General features: G+C 71.6%; 23 protein-coding genes. 8 read left to right on the top strand and 15 right to left on the bottom strand.

The window, feature by feature from the left end; all coding sequences use genetic code 11:
* Positions 1-107: 107 nt before the first annotated feature.
* Complete coding sequence (serB, locus tag ABD343_RS19865; protein ID WP_344530040.1) at positions 108-1,424, top strand: phosphoserine phosphatase SerB; 1,317 nt, start codon at positions 108-110, stop codon at positions 1,422-1,424.
* Here the strand turns inward: serB and ABD343_RS19870 are convergent.
* The 4 genes from ABD343_RS19870 to ABD343_RS19885 form a co-directional block, all read right to left on the bottom strand.
* Positions 1,421-1,933 (bottom strand): SixA phosphatase family protein, encoded by a 513-nt coding sequence (locus ABD343_RS19870; RefSeq protein WP_344530042.1) that lies wholly within the window; start codon positions 1,931-1,933, stop codon positions 1,421-1,423. The genes serB and ABD343_RS19870 overlap by 4 nt on opposite strands.
* Before the next feature lie 103 nt (positions 1,934-2,036).
* A complete protein-coding gene (locus ABD343_RS19875; RefSeq protein ID WP_344530044.1) occupies positions 2,037-2,276 on the bottom strand; it encodes a hypothetical protein in 240 nt (79 codons plus the stop codon).
* Positions 2,277-2,440: 164 nt separating this feature from the next.
* Positions 2,441-2,557 carry an SGM_5486 family transporter-associated protein gene (locus tag ABD343_RS19880; protein WP_344530045.1) on the bottom strand — a complete coding sequence of 39 codons (117 nt, stop codon included), beginning with the start codon at positions 2,555-2,557 and terminating at the stop codon, positions 2,441-2,443.
* Between the two features lie 17 nt (positions 2,558-2,574).
* On the bottom strand, positions 2,575-3,921 hold the full coding sequence (locus tag ABD343_RS19885; protein WP_344530047.1) for a CynX/NimT family MFS transporter: 1,347 nt from the start codon (positions 3,919-3,921) through the stop codon (positions 2,575-2,577).
* A 69-nt stretch (positions 3,922-3,990) separates the two neighbouring features.
* Here ABD343_RS19885 and ABD343_RS19890 point away from each other — a divergent pair, with 69 nt between their 5' ends.
* Positions 3,991-4,674: a FadR/GntR family transcriptional regulator gene (locus ABD343_RS19890; RefSeq protein ID WP_344530049.1), complete on the top strand. Its 684-nt coding sequence runs from the start codon at positions 3,991-3,993 to the stop codon at positions 4,672-4,674.
* Here ABD343_RS19890 and ABD343_RS19895 read toward each other — a convergent pair.
* The 3 genes from ABD343_RS19895 to fabG all read right to left on the bottom strand — a co-directional run bounded on the left by ABD343_RS19895 (position 4,661) and on the right by fabG (position 6,666).
* On the bottom strand, positions 4,661-4,993 hold the full coding sequence (locus ABD343_RS19895; RefSeq protein WP_344530300.1) for a hypothetical protein: 333 nt from the start codon (positions 4,991-4,993) through the stop codon (positions 4,661-4,663). The genes ABD343_RS19890 and ABD343_RS19895 overlap by 14 nt on opposite strands.
* A 195-nt stretch (positions 4,994-5,188) precedes the next feature.
* Entirely contained in the window at positions 5,189-5,959 is a 771-nt protein-coding gene (gene fabI / locus ABD343_RS19900; protein WP_344530051.1) for an enoyl-ACP reductase FabI, read from the bottom strand.
* A 2-nt stretch (positions 5,960-5,961) separates the two neighbouring features.
* A complete protein-coding gene (gene fabG, locus ABD343_RS19905) occupies positions 5,962-6,666 on the bottom strand; it encodes a 3-oxoacyl-[acyl-carrier-protein] reductase (protein WP_344530053.1) in 705 nt (234 codons plus the stop codon).
* Between the two features lie 194 nt (positions 6,667-6,860).
* Here fabG and ABD343_RS19910 point away from each other — a divergent pair, with 194 nt between their 5' ends.
* The 5 genes from ABD343_RS19910 (at position 6,861) to ABD343_RS19930 (ending at position 12,409) form a co-directional block, all read left to right on the top strand.
* A complete protein-coding gene (locus ABD343_RS19910; RefSeq protein ID WP_344530055.1) occupies positions 6,861-8,402 on the top strand; it encodes a TldD/PmbA family protein in 1,542 nt (513 codons plus the stop codon).
* Positions 8,399-9,874 carry a metallopeptidase TldD-related protein gene (locus ABD343_RS19915; protein WP_344530057.1) on the top strand — a complete coding sequence of 492 codons (1,476 nt, stop codon included), beginning with the start codon at positions 8,399-8,401 and terminating at the stop codon, positions 9,872-9,874. The genes ABD343_RS19910 and ABD343_RS19915 overlap by 4 nt, the downstream gene beginning before the upstream one ends.
* A gap of 79 nt (positions 9,875-9,953) precedes the next feature.
* Positions 9,954-11,372, top strand: a complete 1,419-nt coding sequence (gene tyrS / locus ABD343_RS19920) for a tyrosine--tRNA ligase (protein ID WP_344530059.1) — start codon at positions 9,954-9,956, stop codon at positions 11,370-11,372.
* A 236-nt stretch (positions 11,373-11,608) separates the two neighbouring features.
* Positions 11,609-11,968: a DUF3099 domain-containing protein gene (locus ABD343_RS19925; RefSeq protein WP_425578228.1), complete on the top strand. Its 360-nt coding sequence runs from the start codon at positions 11,609-11,611 to the stop codon at positions 11,966-11,968.
* Between the two features lie 192 nt (positions 11,969-12,160).
* A complete protein-coding gene (locus ABD343_RS19930) occupies positions 12,161-12,409 on the top strand; it encodes a hypothetical protein (RefSeq protein WP_344530063.1) in 249 nt (82 codons plus the stop codon).
* On the opposite strand, the gene moaA is transcribed toward ABD343_RS19930, so the two are convergent.
* From moaA to ABD343_RS19945, 3 genes are all read right to left on the bottom strand, one after another.
* Complete coding sequence (gene moaA, locus ABD343_RS19935; protein ID WP_344530065.1) at positions 12,406-13,395, bottom strand: GTP 3',8-cyclase MoaA; 990 nt, start codon at positions 13,393-13,395, stop codon at positions 12,406-12,408. The two genes, ABD343_RS19930 and moaA, sit on opposite strands and share 4 nt — an antisense overlap.
* Positions 13,396-13,519: 124 nt before the next feature.
* Positions 13,520-15,169, bottom strand: a complete 1,650-nt coding sequence (locus ABD343_RS19940) for a solute symporter family protein (RefSeq protein WP_344530067.1) — start codon at positions 15,167-15,169, stop codon at positions 13,520-13,522.
* A complete protein-coding gene (locus tag ABD343_RS19945; RefSeq protein WP_344530069.1) occupies positions 15,166-15,522 on the bottom strand; it encodes a DUF485 domain-containing protein in 357 nt (118 codons plus the stop codon). Before ABD343_RS19945 ends, ABD343_RS19940 begins: the two co-directional genes overlap by 4 nt.
* Positions 15,523-15,767: 245 nt before the next feature.
* Here ABD343_RS19945 and ABD343_RS19950 point away from each other — a divergent pair, with 245 nt between their 5' ends.
* Positions 15,768-17,300, top strand: coding sequence for a S8 family peptidase (locus ABD343_RS19950; RefSeq protein ID WP_344530071.1), 1,533 nt, complete (start codon positions 15,768-15,770; stop codon positions 17,298-17,300).
* Here the strand turns inward: ABD343_RS19950 and ABD343_RS19955 are convergent.
* From ABD343_RS19955 to ABD343_RS19975, 5 genes are all read right to left on the bottom strand, one after another.
* Positions 17,290-18,249 carry a sterol desaturase family protein gene (locus ABD343_RS19955; RefSeq protein ID WP_344530073.1) on the bottom strand — a complete coding sequence of 320 codons (960 nt, stop codon included), beginning with the start codon at positions 18,247-18,249 and terminating at the stop codon, positions 17,290-17,292. The two genes, ABD343_RS19950 and ABD343_RS19955, sit on opposite strands and share 11 nt — an antisense overlap.
* A gap of 98 nt (positions 18,250-18,347) precedes the next feature.
* Positions 18,348-19,634, bottom strand: a complete 1,287-nt coding sequence (locus ABD343_RS19960) for an amidohydrolase family protein (RefSeq protein ID WP_344530075.1) — start codon at positions 19,632-19,634, stop codon at positions 18,348-18,350.
* Complete coding sequence (locus tag ABD343_RS19965) at positions 19,631-20,920, bottom strand: amidohydrolase family protein (protein ID WP_344530077.1); 1,290 nt, start codon at positions 20,918-20,920, stop codon at positions 19,631-19,633. The genes ABD343_RS19960 and ABD343_RS19965 overlap by 4 nt, the downstream gene beginning before the upstream one ends.
* The gene (locus tag ABD343_RS19970; protein ID WP_344530079.1) at positions 20,917-21,819 is read right to left on the bottom strand and encodes an SDR family NAD(P)-dependent oxidoreductase; all 903 of its coding nucleotides are present in this window, start codon (positions 21,817-21,819) and stop codon (positions 20,917-20,919) included. Before ABD343_RS19970 ends, ABD343_RS19965 begins: the two co-directional genes overlap by 4 nt.
* Complete coding sequence (locus ABD343_RS19975) at positions 21,819-22,634, bottom strand: acetoacetate decarboxylase family protein (RefSeq protein ID WP_344530081.1); 816 nt, start codon at positions 22,632-22,634, stop codon at positions 21,819-21,821. Before ABD343_RS19975 ends, ABD343_RS19970 begins: the two co-directional genes overlap by 1 nt.
* Between the last annotated feature and the right edge of the window lie 25 nt (positions 22,635-22,659).

Consider the following 22,659-nt stretch of genomic DNA (forward strand, 5'->3'; position numbering starts at 1 on the left):
GCGGGTTGCGCGGGGGTGGAGCTGGGGTTGAGGCGAGGTGCGGGGGGAGTGCGGGACAGCGCCCCCCGAGGAGGCGCACGCCCCACAGCCGCTACTGTGAGAGAACCATGAGCGCACCTCTCGCCCCGCCACCTTCGTACGCCGAGACTCCGACGCTCCTCGTCAAGATCTTCGGCAAGGACCAGCCCGGCATCACGGCCGGACTCTTCGACACCCTCGCGGCCTTCGCGGTGGAGGTCGTCGACATCGAGCAGCTCGTCACCCGAGGCAGGATCACGCTCTGCGCGCTGGTCACCTCGCCGACCGCCGGCACGGCGACGGAGGGTGAGCTGCGCGCTACCGTCCACAGTTGGGCCGAGTCCATGCGGCTGGAGGCCGAGATCATCTCGGGCACGGGCGACAACCGGCCGCGCGGCACGGGCCGTTCGCACGTGACCGTGCTGGGCCACCCCCTGACCGCGGAGTCGACGGCGGCCATAACGGCCAGCATCACCTCGACCGGCGGCAACATCGACCGTATCTTCCGGCTCGCGAAGTACCCCGTGCTCGCCGTCGAGTTCGACGTGTCCGGGGCCGAGACGGCGCCGCTGCGGACGTCGCTGGCGCTGGAGGCCGTCAAGCACGGCGTGGACGTCGCCGTCGTCGCCTCCGGACTCCAGCGCCGGGCACAGCGGCTGGTCGTCATGGACGTGGACTCGACGCTGATCCAGGACGAGGTGATCGAGCTGTTCGCCGCCCACGCGGGCTGCGAGGCCGAGGTCGCCGAGGTGACCGCGCGGGCGATGCGCGGCGAGCTGGACTTCGAGCAGTCGCTGCACGCGCGCGTCGAACTCCTCGCGGGGCTCGACGCGTCGGTGGTGGACAAGGTCCGCAAGGAGGTGCGGCTCACTCCGGGGGCGCGCACGCTCGTCCGTACGCTCAAGCGGCTCGGCTTCCAGGTCGGCGTGGTCTCCGGCGGCTTCACGCAGGTCACCGACGCACTCAAGGACGAGCTGGGCCTGGACTTCGCCTCCGCCAACACCCTGGAGATCGAGGACGGGAAGTTCACGGGCCGGGTCACGGGCGAGATCGTGGACCGCGCGGGCAAGGCACGGCTGCTGCGCCGGTTCGCCGTCGAGGCGGGGGTGCCGCTGGCGCAGACCGTCGCGATCGGCGACGGCGCCAACGACCTGGACATGCTCAACACCGCCGGCCTCGGTGTGGCCTTCAACGCGAAGCCCGTGGTCCGCGAGGCCGCGCACACCGCCGTCAACGTGCCGTTCCTGGACACCGTGCTCTATCTGCTCGGCATCACGCGCGAGGAGGTCGAGGCGGCGGACGACGGGGCGGCCGACGACGAGGGGGACACCCTCACGACGGCCGCTCCGGAGATCGCCGTCCGGGGACTGAACGGGCCAGCGGGCCGGGCAGGGCCGCGTGCCTAGCGGGGCGCCCAGAAGTCCGTCAGCTCGGCCGTGCCGGGCTCGACGGACTTCCAGGGCCCGCTGAAGCGGAGCACGGCGATCGCCGCCGTGGAGAAGCCGCGGGCGAGCCGCGCCATCGCGTCCTCGTCGCCGCGGCCCGCGAGGACGTCGGCGACGCCCTGCATGCCGGGGTTGTGGCCGATCACCAGCAAGTCCCGCACCTCGTCCGGCGCTTCGTTGATCACCTCGATGATCTGGCCGGGCGCCGCCTCGTACAACCGGTCCTCGTAGACGGTCTTGGGGCGCTTCGGGAGCTGGTGGACGGCGAGCTTCCAGGTCTCGCGGGTCCGGATCGCGGTCGAGCAGAGGGTCAGTTGCGGATTGATGCCGTGTTCGGCGAGCCATTCGCCCGCCGCCGGGGCGTCCTGACGGCCTCGCTCGGCGAGAGGCCGCTCATGGTCCGCCACCTGGGGCCAGTCGGCCTTGGCGTGCCGGAGAAGGACGATATTGCGGGGCACATCGACGCTCATGCTCCCCAGCTTCGCACGAAACGCGGCGCCGGGCGCGGGGTGTTGGGACGGCTCCCCGGCACGGGTGAGGAGCGATGACGCTCAGCGACCCGGTCCAGCGGCCTCAGCCCGGCAGGGCGTCCCTGAGCTGCTCCAGCACCGCGACGAAGAGGGAGCCGCCGGGCTGTTCCGCCGCGTTCGCCTCTCCCCCGCCGACGAGCAGCGCCAGGAGCGCCACGAAGGCGACGGCGGGCAGGGCCACGGCCCACCACGGCAGCCGGGTCTGCACGCCGCCGGGCACCGCGGTGCCGGAGCGGTCGGGGGTGGCGGCGGTGGCTGTGGTGGTCTGCGCGGGGGCCGTCATGGGGCTCGCCTCCGTCTGTTCCGTCGATCTTCGTCGTCTGCTTCGACGGTACGGAAACGGCGTCGGCCTTCCCATCGGGTGACCCACCCACTTCCCCCTGACCCCAACCCCCTAGGGGATGGTGGGGTTAACACCACCCCTCGGGGAGGATCACGGCGCGGGGATCACGGCGCGGCGATGCTGGCGATCACGCCGATGACGACGGTGACGGCCATCATCGCGCCGAAGATCAGGAGCAGCTTCTTCTGCGGCTTGGGCGGGTTCGGTTCGAGCACTGGCATGTCTGCCAGTGTCGCACTCAGCGCCCGTCCTCGATGACCCGGTCCCTGCCCGCGAGGACGCCCATCACCATCTGCCCCAGCATCAGCCCGGTCATCAGCAGGAGCGGCACCTTCCAGCCGCCGCTGACGTCGTGCAGGGTGCCGACGAGGAGGGGGCCGGGGATCGAGATCAGATAGCCGGTGCTCTGCGCGAAGGCGGAGAGCTTGACGACGCCCGCGCTGGAGCGCGAGCGCATCCCGATCATGGTGAGCGCCAGCGGGAACGCGCAGTTGGAGATGCCCAGCACCAGCGCCCAGGCCCAGGCGCCCGCCTGGGGCGCGAACCACAGGCCCGCGTAGCCGATCAGGCCGCACGCGCCGAGCGCGAGGACGAGCGGGCCCTGGTGCCGCATCCGGGCCGCCATCTTCGGCAGGACGAAGGAGAGCGGCACGCCCATGCCCATGACCACGGCGAGCATCAGTCCGGCCATCGAGGCGGAGACGCCCGCGTCACGGAAGATCTGCGGCAGCCAGCCCATGGTGATGTACGCGGCGGAGGCCTGGAGACCGAAGAAGATGCCGAGCGCCCATGCGGTGGGCGACTTCACCATCCGTACGGGGGCGTCCCCGGCCGCGGAACGGGGCCCCTGGTGGGTCTCCTCCGCGCGGGCCTCGCCCTCCTCGGTCTCCTCCGGCACCGCCTCCGCGGCGGCGTCGGGCTCCGGGGCACGCGCCGCGGGGTCCCGGAAGACCAGGGCCCACGGCACGATCGCGACGACCCCGAGCACGGCCCAGGCGCCGATGCCGACCCGCCAACTGCCGCCCAGCGCGTCGGTCATGGGCACGGTGATCGCGGCGGCACCGGCCGTGCCGAGCGCGAGCGCCATCGAGTAGAGGCCCGTCATCGTGCCGACGCGGTCGGGGAACCAGTGCTTGACGATCACCGGCATCAGCACGTTGCTCACCGCGATGCCCGCGAGGGCGAGCGCGGTGGCGGCGAGGAAGGTGCCCGTCCCGTTGGCGAAGGGGCGCAGCGCGAGGCCGACGGTGATGGCCACCATTCCGGCGAGCACGACGGCGCCGGGGCCGCGGCGGCGGGCCAGCCGGGGCGCGAGGCCGCCGAAGACGGCGAAGCAGAGCGGCGGCACGGAGGTGAGGAGACCGGCCACGGTGCCGTTCATCCCGAGGCCCTTGCGGACCTCCTCCAGCAGCGGGCCGAGGCCGGATATCGCGGGACGGAGGTTGAGCGCGGCGACCACGAGCCCGACGACGACCACCCGGAGCAGCCAGGGCGAGAAGCCTCCGGACCCGGTGGGACGGGCGGTGGAGGCGGGGTCGGGGGTCCGGGAAACCTTCGTCTTCAGGTCGTTGTCTGCGCTTGCCATGGCGCCATCATAGAATCATGGGACGAATTCAGCCCAACGGTTTCTCGTCCACCGGGAGAACAGAGAGCCATGTCACTTCCCCCGCCCCAGCGCGCGGCGCTCGCCGACCAGGTCATCGCCACGCTCCGCACCCAGATCACCTCGGGCGCGTGGCCCGTCGGCGGCCGGATCCCGACCGAGCCCGAGCTGGTCGAGCAGCTCGGCGTCGCCCGTAACACGGTCCGGGAGGCCGTCCGCGCCCTCGCCCACAACGGGCTGCTGGACATCCGGCAGGGCTCGGGGACGTACGTGGTCGCGACGAGCGAGCTGGCGGGGGTGATGCAGCGCCGCTTCGAGAACGCCGACACGCGGCACGTCGCCGAGCTGCGCGACGCGCTGGAGACCGCCGGGGCGCGGCTCGCCGCCAAGCGGCGCACCGGGCGGGACCTGGACCAGCTCGACGCGCTGCTGGCGCGGCGCGAGGCGGCGTGGGAGACCGGCGACCCGGAGCGCTTCGTGAAGGCGGACCACAGCCTGCACATGGGCGTGGTCGCGGCCTCCCACAACGAGGTGCTGACCGCCGTCTACGCGGACCTCGGCGAGGTGCTGCGCACCTTCCTGCGCAGGGACGTCGGCGAGGAGCTGACCCCCGACGACCACATGGACCACGCGCGGCTGATCGAGGCGATCCGCGAGGGCGACGCGGAGACGGCGGTGCGCGAGGCCGCCTCGTACACCGCGGAGTGGGGACAGGAGGCCGTCACGGAAAGCTGACCCACGCCTCGCGCACCTCGGCCCAGCAGCGGTCGGCGAGCCGCACGCTCCTGCCGGGGGCGAGGGTCACCGGGTCGCCGTCGACGTCGATGTCCCACCAGCGGCGGCACTCGATGTGGAGCTGGACGCGGGCCGTACGCCCGGTGCCGTTGCGGCAGGCGACGCGCGCCGCGCTGCCGTCGACGTCCGTACGGCAGGCGGGTCGGGGCGCCGGTCCCACCCCCGGTCCGGCCGTCGGTTCGGCCTCAGCGGCGGTGAAGGGACTCAGGAGTCCGGCCACCACCAGTGCGCCCAGAACTGCGCAGGCCATGCGGTACATACGCACCCACAGCACCTCCTCGGGAGGGCTCAACCCCCGTGCGGCACCGGCAGGTTGCGCCGGTGCCTCCGCAGTCCATGGTGCGCGGCGAAACGCCCGGGCCGCCCGACGGCTTCCACCGTTCGAGCGACCCGGGCGCGCGAGAAATACGGGCCGTCAACCTCAGGCCCGACCAAAGGGGAGCCTCAGGCCCCCTCAGGCCCCCATCATGTGGACGCCGCCGTCGACGTGGACGATCTCGCCCGTCGTCTTCGGGAAGAAGTCCGACAGCAGGCCCACGACGCCGCGGCCCGCCGGGTCCGGGTCGGTGAGGTCCCAGCCGATCGGGGCGCGGTGGTTCCAGACGTCGGCCAGCTCCTCGAAGCCCGGGATGGACTTGGCGGCCATCGACTTGATGGGACCGGCCGAGACGAGGTTGCAGCGGACGTTCCTCGCGCCGAGGTCGCGGGCGAGGTAGCGGCTGGTGGACTCCAGCGCGGCCTTGGCGACGCCCATCCAGTCGTACTTCGGCCAGGCGATCTGCGCGTCGAAGGTGAGGCCGACGACCGAGCCGCCGCGCGGCATCAGCGGAAGGCACGCCATGGTGAGGGACTTCAGCGAGTACGCCGAGACGTGGACGGCGGTGCCGACGTCCTCCCAGCTCGCCTCCAGGAAGTTGAAGGCGCCCTGCGGGCCGAACGCGATCGAGTGCACGATGCCGTCGAGCTGCGCGTCGGCGCCCCAGTGCTCGCGGATGCGCTCGGGGAGCGCGTCCATGTGCTCCTGGTTGGTGACGTCCAGCTCGATGACCGGGACGGGCTTGGGCAGCCGCTTGGCGATCCGCTCGACGAGGCTCAGCCGGCCGAAGCCGGTCAGCAGCACCTCGGCGCCCTCCTCCTGCGCGACCTTGGCCGCGTGGAAGGCGATCGAGCCGTCGGTGAGGACCCCGGTGACGAGGATCCGCTTGCCGGCGAGGATTCCGCTCATGTTCAGTGACCCATGCCCAATCCGCCGTCGACCGGGATGACGGCTCCAGTGATGTACGCGGCCTCGTCGGAGGCCAGGAAGCGGACCGAGGAGGCGACCTCCTCGGGCTGCGCGTAGCGGCCCGCGGGGATCTGCTTCACGATGTCCGCGCGCTGCTCCTCGGAGAGGGCGCGCGTCATGTCCGTGTCGACGAAGCCCGGCGCGACGACGTTGCAGGTGATGTTGCGGGCGCCCAGCTCGCGGGAGAGCGAGCGGGCGAAGCCGACGAGACCCGCCTTGGACGCCGCGTAGTTGGCCTGCCCGGCCTGGCCCATCAGGCCGACCACCGAGGAGATCAGCACGATCCGGCCCTTACGGGCGCGCAGCATGCCGCGCGAGGCGCGCTTGACCATGCGGAAGCTGCCGGTGAGGTTGGTGTCGAGGACCGAGGTGAAGTCCTCCTCGGACATCCGCAGCAGGAGCTGGTCACGGGTGATGCCCGCGTTGGCGACGAGGACCTCGACCGGGCCCTGCTTCTCCTCGACCTCCTTGTAGGCCTGCTCCACCTGCTCCGGGTCGGTGATGTCGCACTTGACGCCGAGCAGACCCTCCGGGGGCTCCCCGGAACGGTAGGTGACGGCGACGTTGTCGCCTCCGTCGGCGAAGGCCCGGGCGATGGCGAGGCCGATGCCGCGGTTCCCTCCGGTGACGAGCACTGAGCGGCTCAAGGTGTGACCACCCTCTCTGCTTCTGGGTTCACGGTGTCTCCCCTGGAGAACCTATCGGGCGCCCGTCTTGTCCGGGCACTCGGCCATGGACAGGGGGCCGCGCGGGGTCCTGTCGGGTCTCTACAGAAATCCGGGACGGGGATGCCGCCGGAGCGGCATGCTTCCCTCCAGGACCACGGTGGCAGGAGGCACACGTGCGCGACTCCAACGGCTCTCGGGCCCCGCTCGATCCCTCGTTCACCGCGCTGCCGCTGCGCGCCCTCGCGGACGCCGCGCTCTCCCGGGCGCTGGCGCTCGGGGCGGGGCACGCGGACTTCCGGCTGGAGCGGGTGCGCACCGCGCGGTGGCGGCTGCGGGACGCGCGCGCCGCCGGGTCCGAGGACGCCACAGAGCAGGGGTACGCGGTGCGGGTGGTGCGCGACGGGGTGTGGGGCTTCGCCTCGGGCGAGGAGCTGACGCCGGACGCGGCGGCGGAGACGGCGCAGCGTGCCGTGGCGATGGCCGAGCTGGCGGGGCTCGCCGTCGCGGCGGCGGGCGGCGGCGACCGGGTCGAGCTGGCGGGTGAGCCCTCGTACGGGGAGCGCGTGTGGGTGTCGGCGTACGGGACCGATCCGTTCGACGTCCCCGAGGACGAGAAGACCGGGCTGCTCGCCGAGCGCAGCGCGCGGCTGCTCGCGGCCGACGGGGTCGCGCACGTGGGCGCGGAGCTGGGCACGGTGCGGGAGAACAAGTTCTACGCGGACACGGCCGGCACCGTCACCACGCAGCAGCGGGTCCGGGTGCGGCCGACGCTGTCCGTCACGGCGGCCGAGGACGCCCGCGGCCCCGCCGAGACGCTCACCTCGCTGGCCCCGCCCGCCGGGCGCGGCTGGGAGTACCTGACCGGCACGGGATGGGACTGGGACGCCGAACTCGCCGAGCTGCCCTCCCTGCTCGCCGAGAAGCGGCGCGCGCCGGGCGTCGAACCCGGCGCGTACGACCTGGTGATCGACCCGACGAACCTGTGGCTGACGATCCACGAGTCGATCGGCCACGCCACCGAGCTGGACAGGGCACTCGGCTACGAGGCGGCGTACGCGGGCACCTCGTTCGCCACCCCCGACGGGCTCGGCACGCTGCGGTACGGCTCGCCGGTGATGCGGGTGACGGGCGACCGTACGGAGCCACACGGGCTGGCCACGGTCGGGTACGACGACGAGGGCGTGGCGGCGCGGTCCTGGGACCTGATCAGGGACGGCGTGCTCGTCGGCTTCCAGCTCGACCGGCGCGCGGCCCGGATCGCGGGGAGCGCGCGGTCCAACGGCTGCGCCTACGCGGACTCCCCCGCGCACGTACCGCTCCAGCGGATGGCCAACGTCTCGCTGCGGCCCGCGCCCGGCGGGCCCTCGACGGAGGAGCTGATCGGCGGGGTGGAGCGGGGGATCTACGTGGTGGGCGACCGTTCCTGGTCGATCGACATGCAGAGGTACAACTTCCAGTTCAGCGGCCAGCGCTTCTACCGGATCCGGAACGGCAGGCTGGCGGGGCAGGTGCGGGACGTGGCGTACCAGGCGACGACCACCGATTTCTGGGGCTCGATGGAGGCGGTCGGCGGCCCGGGGACGTACCGGCTGGGCGGCTCGTTCATGTGCGGCAAGGGCCAGCCCGCGCAGGTCGCCGCCGTCTCGCACGGCTGCCCGTCGGCGCTCTTCCGCGGCGTCTCCGTCCTCAACACCACGAAGGAGGCGGGCCGATGAGCGCCCGTACGGTGCCGCCGCAGGAGCTGGTGGAGCGCGCCCTGGCGCTCTCGCGTACGGACGGCTGCGTGGTGATCGTCGACGAGACGTCCGCGGTCCATCTGCGCTGGGCGGGCAACGCGCTGACGACGAACGGGGTCTCCCGGGGCCGTACGGTCACGGTGATCGCGACGTCCGGGGGCGCGCGGGGCACGTCCGCGGGGGTCGTCTCGCGGACCGGCCTCACCGGTGTCACCGGCATGACCGGCGAGCCCGGGGACGACGAGCTGGAGTCGCTGGTGCGCGCGGCCGAGGCGGCGGCCCGTGTGGCGGGCCCGGCGGACGACGCGCGGCCGCTGGTCGAGGGCGTACCGCCCTCTCCCGGCTTCACACAGCCTCCCGCTGTGACGCATCCGTCGGTGTTCGCGCGGCTGGCGCCCGCGCTCGGCGAGACGTTCGCGCGGGCGCGCGCGGAGGGGCGCGAGCTGTACGGCTTCGCCGAGCACCGGACGACATCGAGCTTCCTGGGCACCTCGACCGGACTGCGGCTGCGGCACGACCAGCCGGCGGGCACGCTCACGCTCAACGCGAAGTCGCCCGCGCTCGGCGCCTCCGTCTGGACGGGGCGTACGACGCGCGACTTCACCGACCCCGCCGGGACCGGGACCGACCCGGCGGCGCTCGACGCGGAGCTGGCGCGGCGGCTGGAGTGGTCGCGGCGGACGGTGGAGCTGCCGCCCGGGCGGTACGAGACGCTGCTGCCGCCGACGGCCGTCGCCGATCTGCTGGTCGCCCAGCTCTGGGCGTCGTCGGCGCGCGACGCCGCGGAGGGCCGCACGGTCTTCAGCGCGCCGGGCGGCGGCACCCGGGTCGGCGAGCGGCTCTCGGAACTGCCGCTGACGCTGCGCAGCGACCCGGGCGCGCCGGGGCTGGAGACCGCGCCGTTCCTGCTGGCGTACTCCTCGGGCGGGCAGCCGCCGGGCGCGGGCGGCCCGGGCGGCTCCCCCGCCTCCGTGTTCGACAACGGGCTGCCGCTCTCCCCCGTCGACTGGATGCGGGACGGCGTGCTGACGGGGCTGCTCGCCTCCCGGCACGGCGCGGAGCTGACGGGGCTGCCGCTCGCACCGGCGGCGGGCAATCTGCTGCTGGAGTGCGGGGGCGCATCTGCGTCGCTGGAGGAGATGGTGGCGGGCACCCGGCGCGGCCTGCTGCTGACCTCGCTCTGGTACGTACGGGAGGTGGACCCGGCGGCCCTGCTGCTGACGGGCCTGACCCGGGACGGGGTCTTCCTGGTGGAGGACGGCGAGGTCACGGCGGCGGTGAACAACTTCCGGTTCAACGAGTCCCCCGTCTCCCTCCTCGGCCGGGCCGCCGAGGCGGGCCGCACCGAGCCCACGCTGCCGCGCGAGTGGGCGGGGCGCAGCGCGCTGACCGCGATGCCGCCGCTGCGGGTGCCGGACTTCCGCATGAGTTCGGTCAGCCCCGGCGTCTGAGAGCCGAGGGCTCTGGGCGTACGGGGGCGCGCATAGACTTTCCGGTGACCTATCCGTACCTCTTCACCAGGACAGTGACGTGACACGCCTCGGCGACTCCGTGCAGCGCGCCAGCGATCTGCTGGCGCAGGACCTCTCCTCCGACAAGACCGTCGAGCGCCTGCTCGCGGAGACCGGGTCGCGCCGCTATCTGGACCTGAGCGACCTCCCGGCGAAGGAGCAGGCCGCGCTGATCGGCTCGCGGGCCGTGGACCTGCTGCCGTCCGAGGAGCAGCTCGCCGAGCGCATCGAGGAGCGCCGTGCGGAGGGGCGGGGCCTGCGCATCAAGCTGGGCATCGACCCGACCGCGACGGACGTCCACCTGGGCCACGCGGTCCCGATGATCGTCCTCAGCCGCTTCCAGCGGATGGGCCACGAGGTCACGCTGCTGATCGGCGACTTCACCGCGAAGATCGGCGACCCCTCGGGGCGTACGGCGGAGCGCCCGCCGCTGACCGACGAGGACATCGCGCGCAACCTCGCCACGTACCGCGAGCAGGTGCGGCCGTTCTTCGACTTCGAGAAGGTCAGGTTCCGGCAGAACAGCGAGTGGCTGGCGCCGTACACCTTCCCCGAGCTGCTCTCGCTCCTCACCCAGGTCCCGGCGTCCTCGCTGCTCCAGCGGGAGGACTTCCGCAACCGGCTGGCGGAGGGCTCGGGCCTGACGATGGCCGAGGTCATGTACCCGGTCGCGCAGGGCCTGGACTCGGTGGCGCTGGAGTGCGACGTCGAGCTGGGCGGCGTCGACCAGTTGCTGAACCTCCAGATGGGCCGCCGTCTGATGGAGGTCAAGGGGCAGCGCCCCCAGCTCGTCGCCACCAACCCGCTGATCGAGGGCACCGACGGCTCGGGCGCCAAGATGTCCAAGTCCAAGGGCAACTACATCGGCCTGACCACCACCGCCGAGGACGTCTTCGGCAAGGTCATGTCGATCCCCGACCGGCTGATGGTGCCGTACCTGCGGGCGTGGACCGAGTGGACGGACGCCGAGATCGACCAGGCGACGGCCCGTATCGAGGCGCGGTCGCTGCACCCGATGGACCTGAAGAAGATCCTGGCGGGCGAGGTCGTCATGGCGCTGTACGGGGCGGAGGCGGCGAGCGCGGCGCGCACGGGTTTCGTCGCGCAGTTCTCGAACAAGAGCTTCGGCGACGTGGACACGCTGCCGTCGGTGGACGCGGGCGAGCACGGCGAGGAGGGCATCGCCGCGGTGCTCACCAAGGTCCTGGAGTTCACCCCCAGCGCCTCGGCCGCGCGGCGGATCGCCAAGCAGAACGGGCTGCGGCTCGTCGTCGAGAAGACCGGTGAGAAGCAGCGGGCCCTGGTCCTGGCGGAGGCGGACGCGCTGCGCCCGCTCGCCGAGGTCGTGCGCGAGAAGCTCGCCGCCGAGTCGGACGGCGCCGCCGACGCGGTCTACCTGAAGGCCGGCCGGAAGATCGCCCGGATCGACGGGGTCTGACGCCGGTCCGGCGCCCGCGCCTTCACGGGGCAGGGCGAAACGGGACGGAACGCCGCGCGGCGTAGCGGTGCTGCGCCGCGCGGCGGACGGCCCGATGACGACGGCGGCGTAGAGGCTCTGGCACGCGGTGCCAGGCGCCCCGGTCTCGAAGGCGTCGGAGCCTGGGCGTACCGTGGAAAGCGTCCGGAACCTCGCGTGCCGGCCCCAGGACCGGCACAGTGACCAGGTGGTGGAATGTGATGCGGAAGCAGCACAGCACGGAGGTGTTCCGGATCACCGGCGCCCGCCAGGGGCTCCAGGCGGACGTGCGGGGACGGCAACGCCGCTACGTGATCTCGATGCTGATCCGCACGGCTTCGGTGCTGGCCACCGTGCTGCTGTGGAACGTGGAACGCCCGTTGGCCGTGGTGACCCTGGTGCTGGGGGCGCTGCTGCCGTACGTCGCGGTGGTGATCGCCAACGCCGGGCGGGAGAACGTCCCTTCGCTCCCCTCGACCTACCTCACGGCCCCGCCCCGCCCCATGCTGAACGCGGCGGAACGCACACCGGAGCCGCAGGCCGGAGGGCCGAACGGGGCCCCGCACGACCGCAGTTGATCTGGACCTTTGCCGGAAGCTCAAGAAAACCTCAGATCAATCATGCTGTTCCGGTGCACGGCGCGAGGCATGGCATGCCATACTTCAGGTGCGCTCCGCATCCCCCGTCGGAGCGATGGACCGACGCCGGGCGGCTCCCCCCGTGGCTGCCCGGCGTCGCTTAATGTCCGGACCCTGGTGGATGATGGGACCGTGATCCCCTCCGCCTCGCCCTCCGACCAGGGCCCCGAGTCCCCGATCTGCTCCGCCAAGGGCTGCCGCGCCGCCGCCGTGTGGGTGCTGGCCTGGAACAACCCGAAGGTGCACACGCCGGAGCGCCGCAAGACCTGGCTCGCGTGCGACGAGCACCGCGAGCACCTGTCGAACTTCCTCGGCATGCGGGGCTTCCTGAAGGAGACCGTGGAGCTGGAGGAGTGGGAGGCCCGTCCGGACGCCGGTTAGCCGCCGATCGCGGACATCGGGCGCTGCGGCTGGACGAACGAGGGATCGTCGATCCCCGCGCCCGCCTTCTTGCCCCACATCGCCGTGCGCCAGAGCGCCGCTATCTCCTCGTCCCCCGCGCCCCCGCGCAGCGCGCCGCGCAGGTCGGACTCCTCGGTGGCGAACAGACAGGTGCGCACCTGCCCGTCGGCCGTCAGGCGCGTACGGTCGCAGGCGCGGCAGAACGGGCGGGTGACGGAGGCGATGACGCCGACCCGCTGCGGGCCGCCGTCGACCAGCCAGCGCTCGGCGGGGGCCGAGCCGCGCTGCTCCTCGCCCTCGGGGGTGAGCGTGAAGCGGGTGCGCAGGGACTCCAGGATGTCCCCGGCGGTGATCATGCCCTCGCGCTGCCAGCCGTGCTGGGCGTCGAGGGGCATCTGCTCGATGAACCGCAGCTCGTACTCCTCCTCCAGGGCCCAGGAGAGGAGGTCCGGGGCCTCCTGGTCGTTGAACCCCGGCATCAGGACCGCGTTGACCTTCACGGGCGTGAGGCCCGCTTCCCGGGCGGCGGCGAGGCCGCGCAGCACGTCGGCGTGGCGCTTGCGGCGGGTCATCTTCTGGAAGGTCTCGGGGCTGAGGGTGTCCAGCGAGACGTTCACCCGGTCGAGGCCGGCCTCGCGGAGGGCCCCGGCGGTGCGCTCCAGCCCGATCCCGTTCGTGGTCAGGGACATCCGGGGGCGGGGCTCCAGCTCCGCGCAGCGGGCGACGATGCCGGTGAGGCCGGGGCGCAGCAGCGGCTCGCCGCCGGTGAAGCGGACCTCGGTGACGCCCAGCTCGGTGACGGCGACGCGGACGAGGCGGACGATCTCGTCGTCCGTGAGCAGCTCGGGCTTGGCGAGCCACTGAAGGCCCTCTTCCGGCATGCAGTACGTGCAGCGGAGATTGCAGCGGTCGGTCAGCGAGACGCGCAGATCGGTGGCGACCCGGCCATAGGTGTCGAGCAGCATGCTGACGGCCCCTCCCACAGGCGTAAGAACTGCTTCGCAGCGTATGCCACGCCACTGACAAGTGACAGTTCCGCCTGGTGAGGGGCCGTCTACACCGGGTAAGACGCGGGTGGTGCGGCGGCCGTCAGTGCGCGCCGTACCCGGTCATGGACCGCACCTCCAGCTCGGCGTACTTCTTCGTGTCGACCTCTTCCTTGGAGAGGATCGAGCCCAGCCAGCCGAGCAGGAAGCCCAGCGGGATCGAGATCAGGCCCGGGTTCTCCAGCGGGAAGTAGTCGAAGTCCCAGTCGGTGAACATCGAGGTCGGCTTGCCGGAGACCACGGGCGAGAAGAAGACCAGGCCCACGGAGGAGATCAGGCCGCCGTAGATCGACCAGAGCGCGCCCTGCGTGGTGAACCTCTTCCAGAACAGGCTGTAGAGGATCGTCGGCAGGTTGGCCGAGGCGGCGACGGCGAAGGCGAGCGCGACGAGCCCCGCGACGTTGAGCTTGCCCGCGAAGATGCCCAGTCCGATGGCGACGCCGCCGATGACGACGGCGGAGATACGGGCCGCGCCGACCTCCTCCTTCTCGGTGGCCTTCCCCCTGCGGATGACGTTCGCGTACAGGTCGTGCGCGAACGACGAGGACGAGGCGAGCGTCAGCCCCGCGACCACGGCGAGGATCGTCGCGAAGGCGACGGCCGAGATCAGTGCGAGAAGGATCGCCCCTCCGGTCGAGTCGCTGCCGCCGCCGATGGCCTCGGCGAGCTGGGGCGCGGCCGTGTTGCCCGCCGGGTTCTTGTCGGTGATCTCCTTCGGGGTGAGCATCGCTGCGGCGCCGAAGCCGAGCGCGATGGTCATCAGATAGAAGACGCCGATGATGCCGATCGCCCAGTTCACCGACTTCCGTGCGGCCTTGGCCGTCGGCACGGTGTAGAAGCGGATGAGGATGTGCGGCAGCCCGGCGGTGCCCAGGACGAGCGCGACGCCGAGCGAGATGAAGTCGATCTTCGAGGTGGTGCTGATCCCGTACTTCAGGCCGGGCTCCAGGAAGGCCGCGCCCTTGCCGCTGTTCTCCGCGGCCTCGTTGAGCAGCGTGGAGAGGTTGTAGTTGTACTTGTGGAAGACCAGCACCGTGATGATCAGGGTGCCGCCGATCAGCAGGCACGCCTTGATCATCTGCACCCAGGTGGTGCCCTTCATGCCGCCGATGGTCACGTAGAGGATCATCACGACGCCGACGAAGACGACGATCAGGTTCTTGCCCGTCTCCCCCGTGATGCCCAGCAGCAGGGCGACGAGGGCGCCCGCGCCGACCATCTGGGCGAGCAGGTAGAAGATCGACACGATGATCGTGGAGACCCCGGCGGCCGTACGGACGGGGCGCTGGCGCATCCGGTAGGCGAGGACGTCGCCCATCGTGTAGCGGCCCGAGTTCCGCAGCGGTTCAGCCACCAGGAGCAACGCGACGAGCCAGGCGACCAGGAAGCCGATGGAATAGAGGAAGCCGTCGTACCCGGAGAGGGCGATGGCACCGGCGATCCCGAGGAAGGAGGCGGCCGACATGTAGTCACCGGAGATGGCCAGCCCGTTCTGGAAGCCGCTGAAGGACCGTCCGCCCGCGTAGAAGTCGGTGGCGTCCTTGGTCTTGCGGCCCGCCCACACGGTGACGGCGAGGGTCCCGACGACGAAGACCGAGAAGAGGGTGATGATCAGTGGCCGGTGCTCGCTGGCGTCCCCGGCGGCGAACTGGCTCACGGCGGGCGACGCCGCGAGCTGGTGCGTCAGGCTCATGCGTCCCTCTCCTCCGCTTCCAGGCGGGCCTTGATCGCCTCGGCCTTGGGGTCGAACCTCTCGGCGGCGACCCGCGAGTACCACCAGGCGATGAGGAACGTGGTGACGAACTGGGCGAGGCCGAAGACGAACGCGATATTGATGCTGCCCACGACCTTGGTGCCCATGAACCCGCCCGCGTAGTTCGACAGCAGGACGTAGAGCAGGTACCAGACGATGAACGCCACGGTGAGGGGAAAGACGAACGAACGGTACCCGCGCCGGAGTTCGCCGAACTCAGGACTCTGCTGTACCTCCGTGTAGTCCCGGCTGCCCGGCGGGCCGGAACTCGCGTGCTCTGGGGCGGTGTCCACTGTGACTCCAGACGGAATACGGGGGCGGAGGGAGGAGTGGTGTGACGTATATCTCCCTGGGCGTACAGTGCGCGCATCGTAGATCGCGCACCGGCGTTACAACAGGGGGCCGCCCGCGGAATCACATAAGGCACCTCGTCGCACCACACTCCCTTCGGACTTTCTCTCGCAATCCATTGCAGTTCCGGGCCCACCAGGGATAACTTCCGTCGTCTGTGGACAACTTCAGACGACATGGAGACCCCATGGTTTCAAGACCTTCCAGACGGCGGCGTGTTCTCGCACTGCCGCTGGGGCTGGTGCTGACCGCCTCGCTCGGCCTCGCAGGCGCCGCCGCGGCGAACGCTCAGGACGAGCCCTCCGCTCCGAAGGCGAAAGCCGGCGAGAAGCTGAGCTACGTCGTCAACACCGAAAAGGACCCGGGCACGATCGATCGGGTCAAGAAGGAAATACGGGCGGCCGACGGCAAGATCGTCGCCTCCTACAAGAAGCTCGGCGTCATCGTCGCCCATTCGGAGAACCCGGAGTTCGGCGAGACGCTGCGCGCGGTCGACGGGGTGGACTCCGCCGGTGCCACCCGTACGGCCCCGCTGAAGGCCGCGACCACCACCGAGGTCGGCAAGCCCGAGTTCGTCAAGCAGCCCAAGGCGTCGCTCGCCGCGAAGGCCAAGGCGAAGGGCGAGGAGCCGCTGGAGTCCCTGCAGTGGGACAAGCGGGCCATCAAGGCCGACAAGGCCAGTGAGGTCAGCGAGGGCAGCAAGAACGTCACCGTCGGCGTCATCGACACCGGCGTGGACGACACGCACCCCGACCTCAAGGGCAACTTCTCCGCGAAGCAGTCCGCGAACTGCGTGGGCGGCAAGGCCGACACCACGCCGGGCGCCTGGCGTCCGTACAGCGCCTCGGACGACTACCACGGCACGCACGTCGCGGGCATCATCGGCGCCCCGCGCAACGGCGTCGGCATCGCCGGTGCCGCCCCGGGCGTCAAGCTGTCGGCCATCAAGGTGAGCGAGCCGGAGACCTCGCTCTTCTACAGCGAGGCGGTCGTCTGCGCGATGGTCTTCGCCGCCGACCACGGCGTCGAGGTGACCAACAACAGCTACTACGTGGACCCGTGGCTCTACAACTGCGACGACCAGGCCGACCAGAAGGCCATCGCGGACGCGGTCGGCCGTGCGGTGAAGTACGCGCAGGGCAAGGGCGTCACCACCGTCAGCTCGGCGGGCAACTCCTCGCAGGACCACGCCGCGAAGGAGATCGTCGACGAGACGAGCCCCAACGACTCCACCCCGGTCAAGCGCACGATCAACCCGGCCGAGTGCCCGGACGTGCCGACCATGCTGGACGGCGCCATCTCCGTGTCGGCGTCGGGTCCGCAGGACAACCGGAAGTCGTACTACTCCAACTACGGCCTCGACAAGATCGACGTCACGGCCCCCGGCGGTGACCGCCGCTACCAGGAGGTCCCCGAGCCCGCCAAGGACGGTGGCGTCGTCTCCACCATGCCGGGCGGCGACTACGCGTACCTCCAGGGCACCTCGATGGCCGGTCCGCAGGTCGCGGGCGTCGCGGCGCTCATCAAGAGCAAGCACCCCAAGGCGACCCCGCAGGAGATCGGCTGGCGGCTGAAGGCGCAGGCGAACAGCGTGGCCTGCCCCGAGAAGTACGACCCGGACGGCAAGGGCACGTACGCCGCCAAGTGCACGGGCGTGAAGGGCAACAACAGCTTCTACGGCCACGGCATCGTGGACGCGCTGGCCGCGGTCACGAAGTGACGGCAGGGCTCTCCTGAGCCGGTCCGCCCTCGGCGGCCGGTGAGGTGAGCGAGGGGTCGGGCCGCTGCGGCGGTCCGGCCCCTTCCGTCTGTCCCCCTCCAGGCTCCGTCCGCCGCTCCGCGGGCTGCCAGCCGGGGCCACGGAACACCCGTCCGGCGCGCTCGCGCCAGTCGCGCGAGGCGCGCACGTCGCGGGCGATGGCGGCGTACTCGTGGGTGGCCACGCGCAGCGGGTTGAAGGTGCGGATGTTCTTCGTCAGGCCGTACACGGGCGCCGTCGTCTCCGGGACGAACGAGCCGAAGAGCCGGTCCCAGACGATGAGGATGCCGCCGAAGTTGCGGTCCAGATAGCCGCCCTGCGAGGCGTGGTGCACCCGGTGGTGCGAGGGCGTGTTGAAGACGAACTCGACCGGCCGCGGGCACTTCCCGACGCGCTCCGTGTGGATCCAGAACTGGTAGACGAGGTTCGCGGAGGAGCAGAACGCGAGCGCCGCCGGATGCACTCCGAGGGCGATCACCGGCACGTAGAACGGCCACACCGTCCAGGTCGTCCAGGGCTGCCGCAGCGCGGTGGTGAAGTTGAACTTCTCGCTGGAGTGGTGCACCACGTGGCAGGCCCACAGAATGCGGATCACGTGATGGCCGCGGTGCGACCAGTAGTAGAAGAAGTCCTGCGCGAGCAGCATCAGCGGAAGCGTCCACCACAGGATGGGGACGCGGAGCGGGGTGAGTTCGTAGACGGCCGCGTAGATCGCGACGATCGGTATCTTCCAGAGCGCGTCGAAGACCAGGCTGCCGAGTCCCATGGTGATGCTGGTCGCGGCGTCCTTGGTCTCGTATCCGGCCGCGTCCTCGTCCGGGTGGAGACGGTAGCTCACCATCTCCACCACGGTGAGGAGCACGAAGGCGGGGATCGACCACAGCACGACATCGGGCAGGCTAGACGGCATGTCAGCAAGGTAAGGCCGCTGGTGAACTCCGCGCTAGGGGTTGTTACTGGCGCGTATCACGGCCTTGCGCGTATCGCCGTCCTCCGCGTACCGCGGTCCTACCAGACGCGCACCTTGCCCCCCGGCGCGAAGGCCGGGCTGCTCGCGTCCTCGGGGACGGCGGTGAGCGGTTCGGCGATCTCCTCGACGGTCGGGCCCACGCGGGCCGCGACGGGGTCGAGGAGCGCCGTGTCGAAGCCGTAGACGCGCGCGGCGTTGCCGCCCACCATGACGGCCACCTCCTCGCGCGGGAGGCCCGCGTAGGCGATTCTCAGGCCCTCGCGTGAGTACGGTTGGGTGCCCTCGTCGTGCGGGTAGTCGCTGCCCCACATGATCTTGTCCAGGCCGATGCGGTGGCGCAGGGGCACCTCGTGGGGGCGCATGAAGCTCGCGCCCACGTAACAGTTCTCGCGCCAGACCTCACTGGGTCCCTTGCCCATGGCCTCGGCCAGGCCCGCGCCGAACTTGGCCTCCGCGGTGGCCGCCTTCGTCGCCGCGGCGACCAGCCTGCCGTGGTAGTAGTCCAGCATCTCCAGCACGCCGGGGATCCACCCGGAGCCCTGTTCCGTCAGGACCAGTGTCAACTCGGGATGACGGCGGAAGGCGCCGCCGAAGACGAGGTGCCACAGCGCCCTGTGCGAGAACCAGGTGGTCTCCACCATGAAGACCGCGCGGGCCGCCGGTTCCTCGCCCAGCGGGGGCGAGGCCGAGCCGCCGTGGTGGTTGACGGGGACGCCCAGTTCGGCGCAGACCGCCCACAGGGGGTCGTACGCCTGCGAGTACAGCTCCGGCACGCCCGAGCCCGGAGGGGCGCCGGGGAGCAGGATGCCTCCGGTGAGGCCGTTCTCCTTGGCCCAGCGAACCTCCCTGACGGCCTCGTCCACGTCGTTCAGGAGGATCTGGGCCACTCCGGCGCGCCGTCCGGGCGCTGCGGCGCAGAAGTCCGCGAGCCACCTGTTGTGCGCCCGCAGGCCCGCCCAGCGCTGCTCGAACTCCTCGCGCGTGGGCGCGGGGGCCATCAGGGAGGCGGAGGGGAAGAAGGGCGGGATGGTGTTGGGGAAGACCACCTCCGCGACGATCCCGTCGGCCTCCATCTCCGCGAGCCGCCGCTCGGAGTTCCAGTTCCGGTCGGCCGTGTCGGCGAGCAGGTCCTCGTACGGATTGACGTAGTCGGCGGCCCAGGCGTCGAAGTCGTCGTGGTACGCCTTCTCCAGGTACGGCCTGTAGTCGAGGAGGTCGGCCCCGGCGTGGCAGTCCGCCGAGATGACCGTGTAGCGGTCCGTGCCCGTGCCCGTGCCCGAGTCTGTGCCTGTGTCTGTGCCTGTGCCTGTGCCTGTGCCGCTCATGGCGTGTCCCTTCCCACGAACGGGAAGTCGTGGTCCGTCAGCCAGTGGCGGCCCGTCTCCCTGGAGCGGCGCCAGGACTCCTCCACGGGGCCCTGGTCGGCGGGCTGGCCCAGCTCCTCCGGGGTGGGCCCTATGCGGCGCGCGAGGGGCTCCAGGGCCGCCGTGTCGAAGCCGAAGACCTCGGCCGCCGAGCCGCCCAGCATGCGGCGGGTCTCGGTCACCGGGATGTCGTGGAAGGTCCTGCGGAGCCACTCCCGGGTCGCGGGCCAGGTGCCCTCGGGGTGCGGGAAGTCGCTGCCCCACAGGATGTTGCCGACGCCGATCTCGTACCTCTGGGCCAGCTCGCGCCGTTTCGTGTTGGTCGCGCAGACGAACACCTGGCGGTCCAGGTACTCGTGCGGAGGGCGCTTCAGCTCCGCGAAGGGGGAGAGTTTCTTGCCTCCGTGCGCGCCCAGGTAGAGCCGGTCCATGAACCACAGCAGGTTGGGCAGCCACCAGCAGCCCGACTCGGCGACCCCGAAGCGCAGCCCCGGGTGCCGCTCGAAGGCGCCGGACCACAGCAGGAACCACAGGGGACGCGCGGGCCACCAGGTGACCTCGCTGACGTAGATGCCCAGATGGTCCCCGTACTCGTGCCGGGGCGCCGCCCCGGAATGGGTGACCACGGGCATACGGGTCTCCGCCGCCGCTGCCCATACGGGGTCGTAACGGCGGTCGTGGTAGGGCGCCTTGTCCACCCACATGGACGGGATCATCAGCGCCCCGAGGCCCGACTCCTTGGCCCGGTGGATCTCGGCGACGACCTTGTCCACGTCCCCCGTGACGGGCAGGAGGGCCACTCCGCAGTGCCGTTCGGGGTGCTCGGAACAGAACTCGGCGAGCCACCTGTTGTGCGCCTGGGCGCCCGCCATGCCCAGCTCGGGGTCCTGGTCGCCGCTCAGCCCGAGGCCGACGCCGAAGGGCGCGGCCGTACCGCTGTCCACGGCGTCCGCGTCGGGGAAGACCACCTCGCCCGCGACGCCGTCGCCGTCCAGCTCCTTGACGCGCTGGGCGGCGTCCCAGCCGCCGCGCAGGCCCTCCTCGTTGTCCTCGAACCATTTGCGCGCGAAGGCCTCGTTGCGGATGCCCAGACCCGTGGACTCCTCGATACGGGCGTCCCTCTGGGAGAGGAACTCGTCGAACTCCCGGTGGAAACGGGCCTCCAGATAGGGCCGGTACTCCTCGGTGGGGAGCCCGGCGTGGCAATCGGAGGAGATGATCAGGTATGGGTCGGTCACGGGGCTCACTCCTCGCCCTTGTCCTCGTCCAGAATGAAGCTCTCCAGGTACGCCGGGTTCTCGCGCTCCAGCATCGAGCGGGAACGGGCGCGGATCTGGCCGTCGCTGTGCTCGCTCGCGGGGAGCATCCAGAACCGCCCCTCGCGCAGGCAGGCGACGACGTGGTCGGCGACCTCGGCCGGATCGGTGAAGCGGATCTCGTGCCCCGCCTCCCGCATGGTCGCCTCCCACTGGTCGAGCGAGCGGTACGGGGCCCTGCGGGGGCGGCTCTTGGCGTACCGCTCGGGCCTGTTGCGGTGCGACTCCCACAGCCCGGTGCGCAGCATGTGCGGCCCGGGGAACAGCACGGAGGCGCCCACCTCCGCCTTCTCCGCCCGCAGATGGGCGTAGAGGGACTCGGTCATGGTGACGACGGCCGCCTTGGTCACGGCGTACACGGACGCCGTCGGCAGGGGCGCGATCCCGCCGTCCCCGGAGGAGGTGTTCACCACGTGCCCGGGCTCGCCCGAGGCGACCATGCGCGGGACGAAGGCCTGGATGCCATGGAAGACGCCCCACACGTTCACGGCGAACGCCCACTCCCAGTCGCGGGGGTCGTGCTCCCACATGCGGCCCTCGGCGCCGGATCCGACGCCCGCGTTGTTGCACAGCACATGGACGGCGCCGAACGTGCCGTACGCCGCGTCCGCGAGGGCCTCCACGGAGCCGCGGTCGCTGACGTCCGTCACCCGCGCGAGGACCGTCGCGCCCTCGTCGCGCAATCCGGCCGCCGCCTTCTCCAGCGCGCCCTCCTCCACGTCGGCCAGGACCACCCGGAGCCCCTCGCGCGCGAAGCGGCGCGCCAGGGCCAGCCCGATGCCGCTCGCGGCGCCCGTCACGACCGCCGTCCGTCCCGCCGTCAGCTCCATCAGTCACTCCCCTCGGACAGGGAGCCCTCGGGCGGCCCGTCGAGGACCTGTGCGGCGTCGTCGTAGCGCTGGTGCACGTACGGCAGCACGTCGGCGGCGCCGAGCCGTTCGGCGACGCGTCCCTTCTGGTCGCTGGTCTTCTCGCCGAGGGTGATCTCCACCAGCCGGCGCACGGGAAGGTCGGCCACGGGGTCGTACGCGGACTCGCGCAGCACCACCTCGCCGTCCACGGCCATCAATTCGCGCACCCTCTCGTGGCGGAGGCAGTGCACGAGGACGGGTTCCGCGTCGAAGCCCTGTCCGTCCACGGCGGGCAGGAACTTCAGGTAGAAGTCCAGCTTGTCCGCCGGCTCCGGCAGCGGCAGGGCGCCGCCCACGGTGCCGCGTATCTCGACGAAGGCCACACCGTGCCGGGCGAGCGCGGCGCGCAGCGCGCCGTCGGACCCCCGCTCGACGGTGACCTCGCCGAGCTTCTTGGGCTCGCCGAAGACCTCCCGCCCGCCGATGAGCGCCCTCTCGTGCGTCATGGGCATCACCAGCGGGTACCAGCCCTCGGCGTCCCCGTGCCGCGCGGCGACGGCCACGGAGCCCGCGCCCAGCGGATAGCCGGGCAGATCGACCTTGCTGACGCTGACCCGTACGAGGGGCCGTTCGCCCGGCTTGAGGGGCGGCGGCAGCACCTCGGCCACCACTTCGGGGTCGGTCTCCCAGACGGCGGTCACGCCCGTCGACCAGATGTCGGGGAGCCGCGTGCTCGCCTCCCTCGCCCGCGTGGTCTCCTCCTCGGAGCGCGGGCCGTACCGTACGCGCACCATGCCGTACCACCCTTCGTCGCCCGTC

Origin of the sequence: Streptomyces albiaxialis (assembly GCF_039530985.1) — a bacterium.
Classification (GTDB): domain Bacteria; phylum Actinomycetota; class Actinomycetes; order Streptomycetales; family Streptomycetaceae; genus Streptomyces; species Streptomyces albiaxialis.

Excerpts from the sequence above, each read along its gene's own strand:
- ABD343_RS19950 (WP_344530071.1), top strand. The coding sequence starts at position 15,768 with ATGGTTTCAAGACCTTCCAGACGGCGGCGTGTTCTCGCACTGCCGCTG.
- ABD343_RS19940 (WP_344530067.1), bottom strand. The coding sequence starts at position 15,169 with ATGAGCCTGACGCACCAGCTCGCGGCGTCGCCCGCCGTGAGCCAGTTC.
- ABD343_RS19955 (WP_344530073.1), bottom strand. The coding sequence starts at position 18,249 with ATGCCGTCTAGCCTGCCCGATGTCGTGCTGTGGTCGATCCCCGCCTTC.
- ABD343_RS19890 (WP_344530049.1), top strand. The coding sequence starts at position 3,991 with ATGTCACTTCCCCCGCCCCAGCGCGCGGCGCTCGCCGACCAGGTCATC.
- ABD343_RS19885 (WP_344530047.1), bottom strand. The coding sequence starts at position 3,921 with ATGGCAAGCGCAGACAACGACCTGAAGACGAAGGTTTCCCGGACCCCC.
- moaA (WP_344530065.1), bottom strand. The coding sequence starts at position 13,395 with ATGCTGCTCGACACCTATGGCCGGGTCGCCACCGATCTGCGCGTCTCG.
- ABD343_RS19875 (WP_344530044.1), bottom strand. The coding sequence starts at position 2,276 with ATGACGGCCCCCGCGCAGACCACCACAGCCACCGCCGCCACCCCCGAC.
- fabI (WP_344530051.1), bottom strand. The coding sequence starts at position 5,959 with ATGAGCGGAATCCTCGCCGGCAAGCGGATCCTCGTCACCGGGGTCCTC.
- ABD343_RS19880 (WP_344530045.1), bottom strand. The coding sequence starts at position 2,557 with ATGCCAGTGCTCGAACCGAACCCGCCCAAGCCGCAGAAGAAGCTGCTC.
- ABD343_RS19975 (WP_344530081.1), bottom strand. The coding sequence starts at position 22,634 with ATGGTGCGCGTACGGTACGGCCCGCGCTCCGAGGAGGAGACCACGCGG.
- ABD343_RS19960 (WP_344530075.1), bottom strand. The coding sequence starts at position 19,634 with ATGAGCGGCACAGGCACAGGCACAGGCACAGACACAGGCACAGACTCG.
- serB (WP_344530040.1), top strand. The coding sequence starts at position 108 with ATGAGCGCACCTCTCGCCCCGCCACCTTCGTACGCCGAGACTCCGACG.
- ABD343_RS19915 (WP_344530057.1), top strand. The coding sequence starts at position 8,399 with ATGAGCGCCCGTACGGTGCCGCCGCAGGAGCTGGTGGAGCGCGCCCTG.
- ABD343_RS19870 (WP_344530042.1), bottom strand. The coding sequence starts at position 1,933 with ATGAGCGTCGATGTGCCCCGCAATATCGTCCTTCTCCGGCACGCCAAG.
- ABD343_RS19970 (WP_344530079.1), bottom strand. The coding sequence starts at position 21,819 with ATGGAGCTGACGGCGGGACGGACGGCGGTCGTGACGGGCGCCGCGAGC.
- ABD343_RS19895 (WP_344530300.1), bottom strand. The coding sequence starts at position 4,993 with ATGTACCGCATGGCCTGCGCAGTTCTGGGCGCACTGGTGGTGGCCGGA.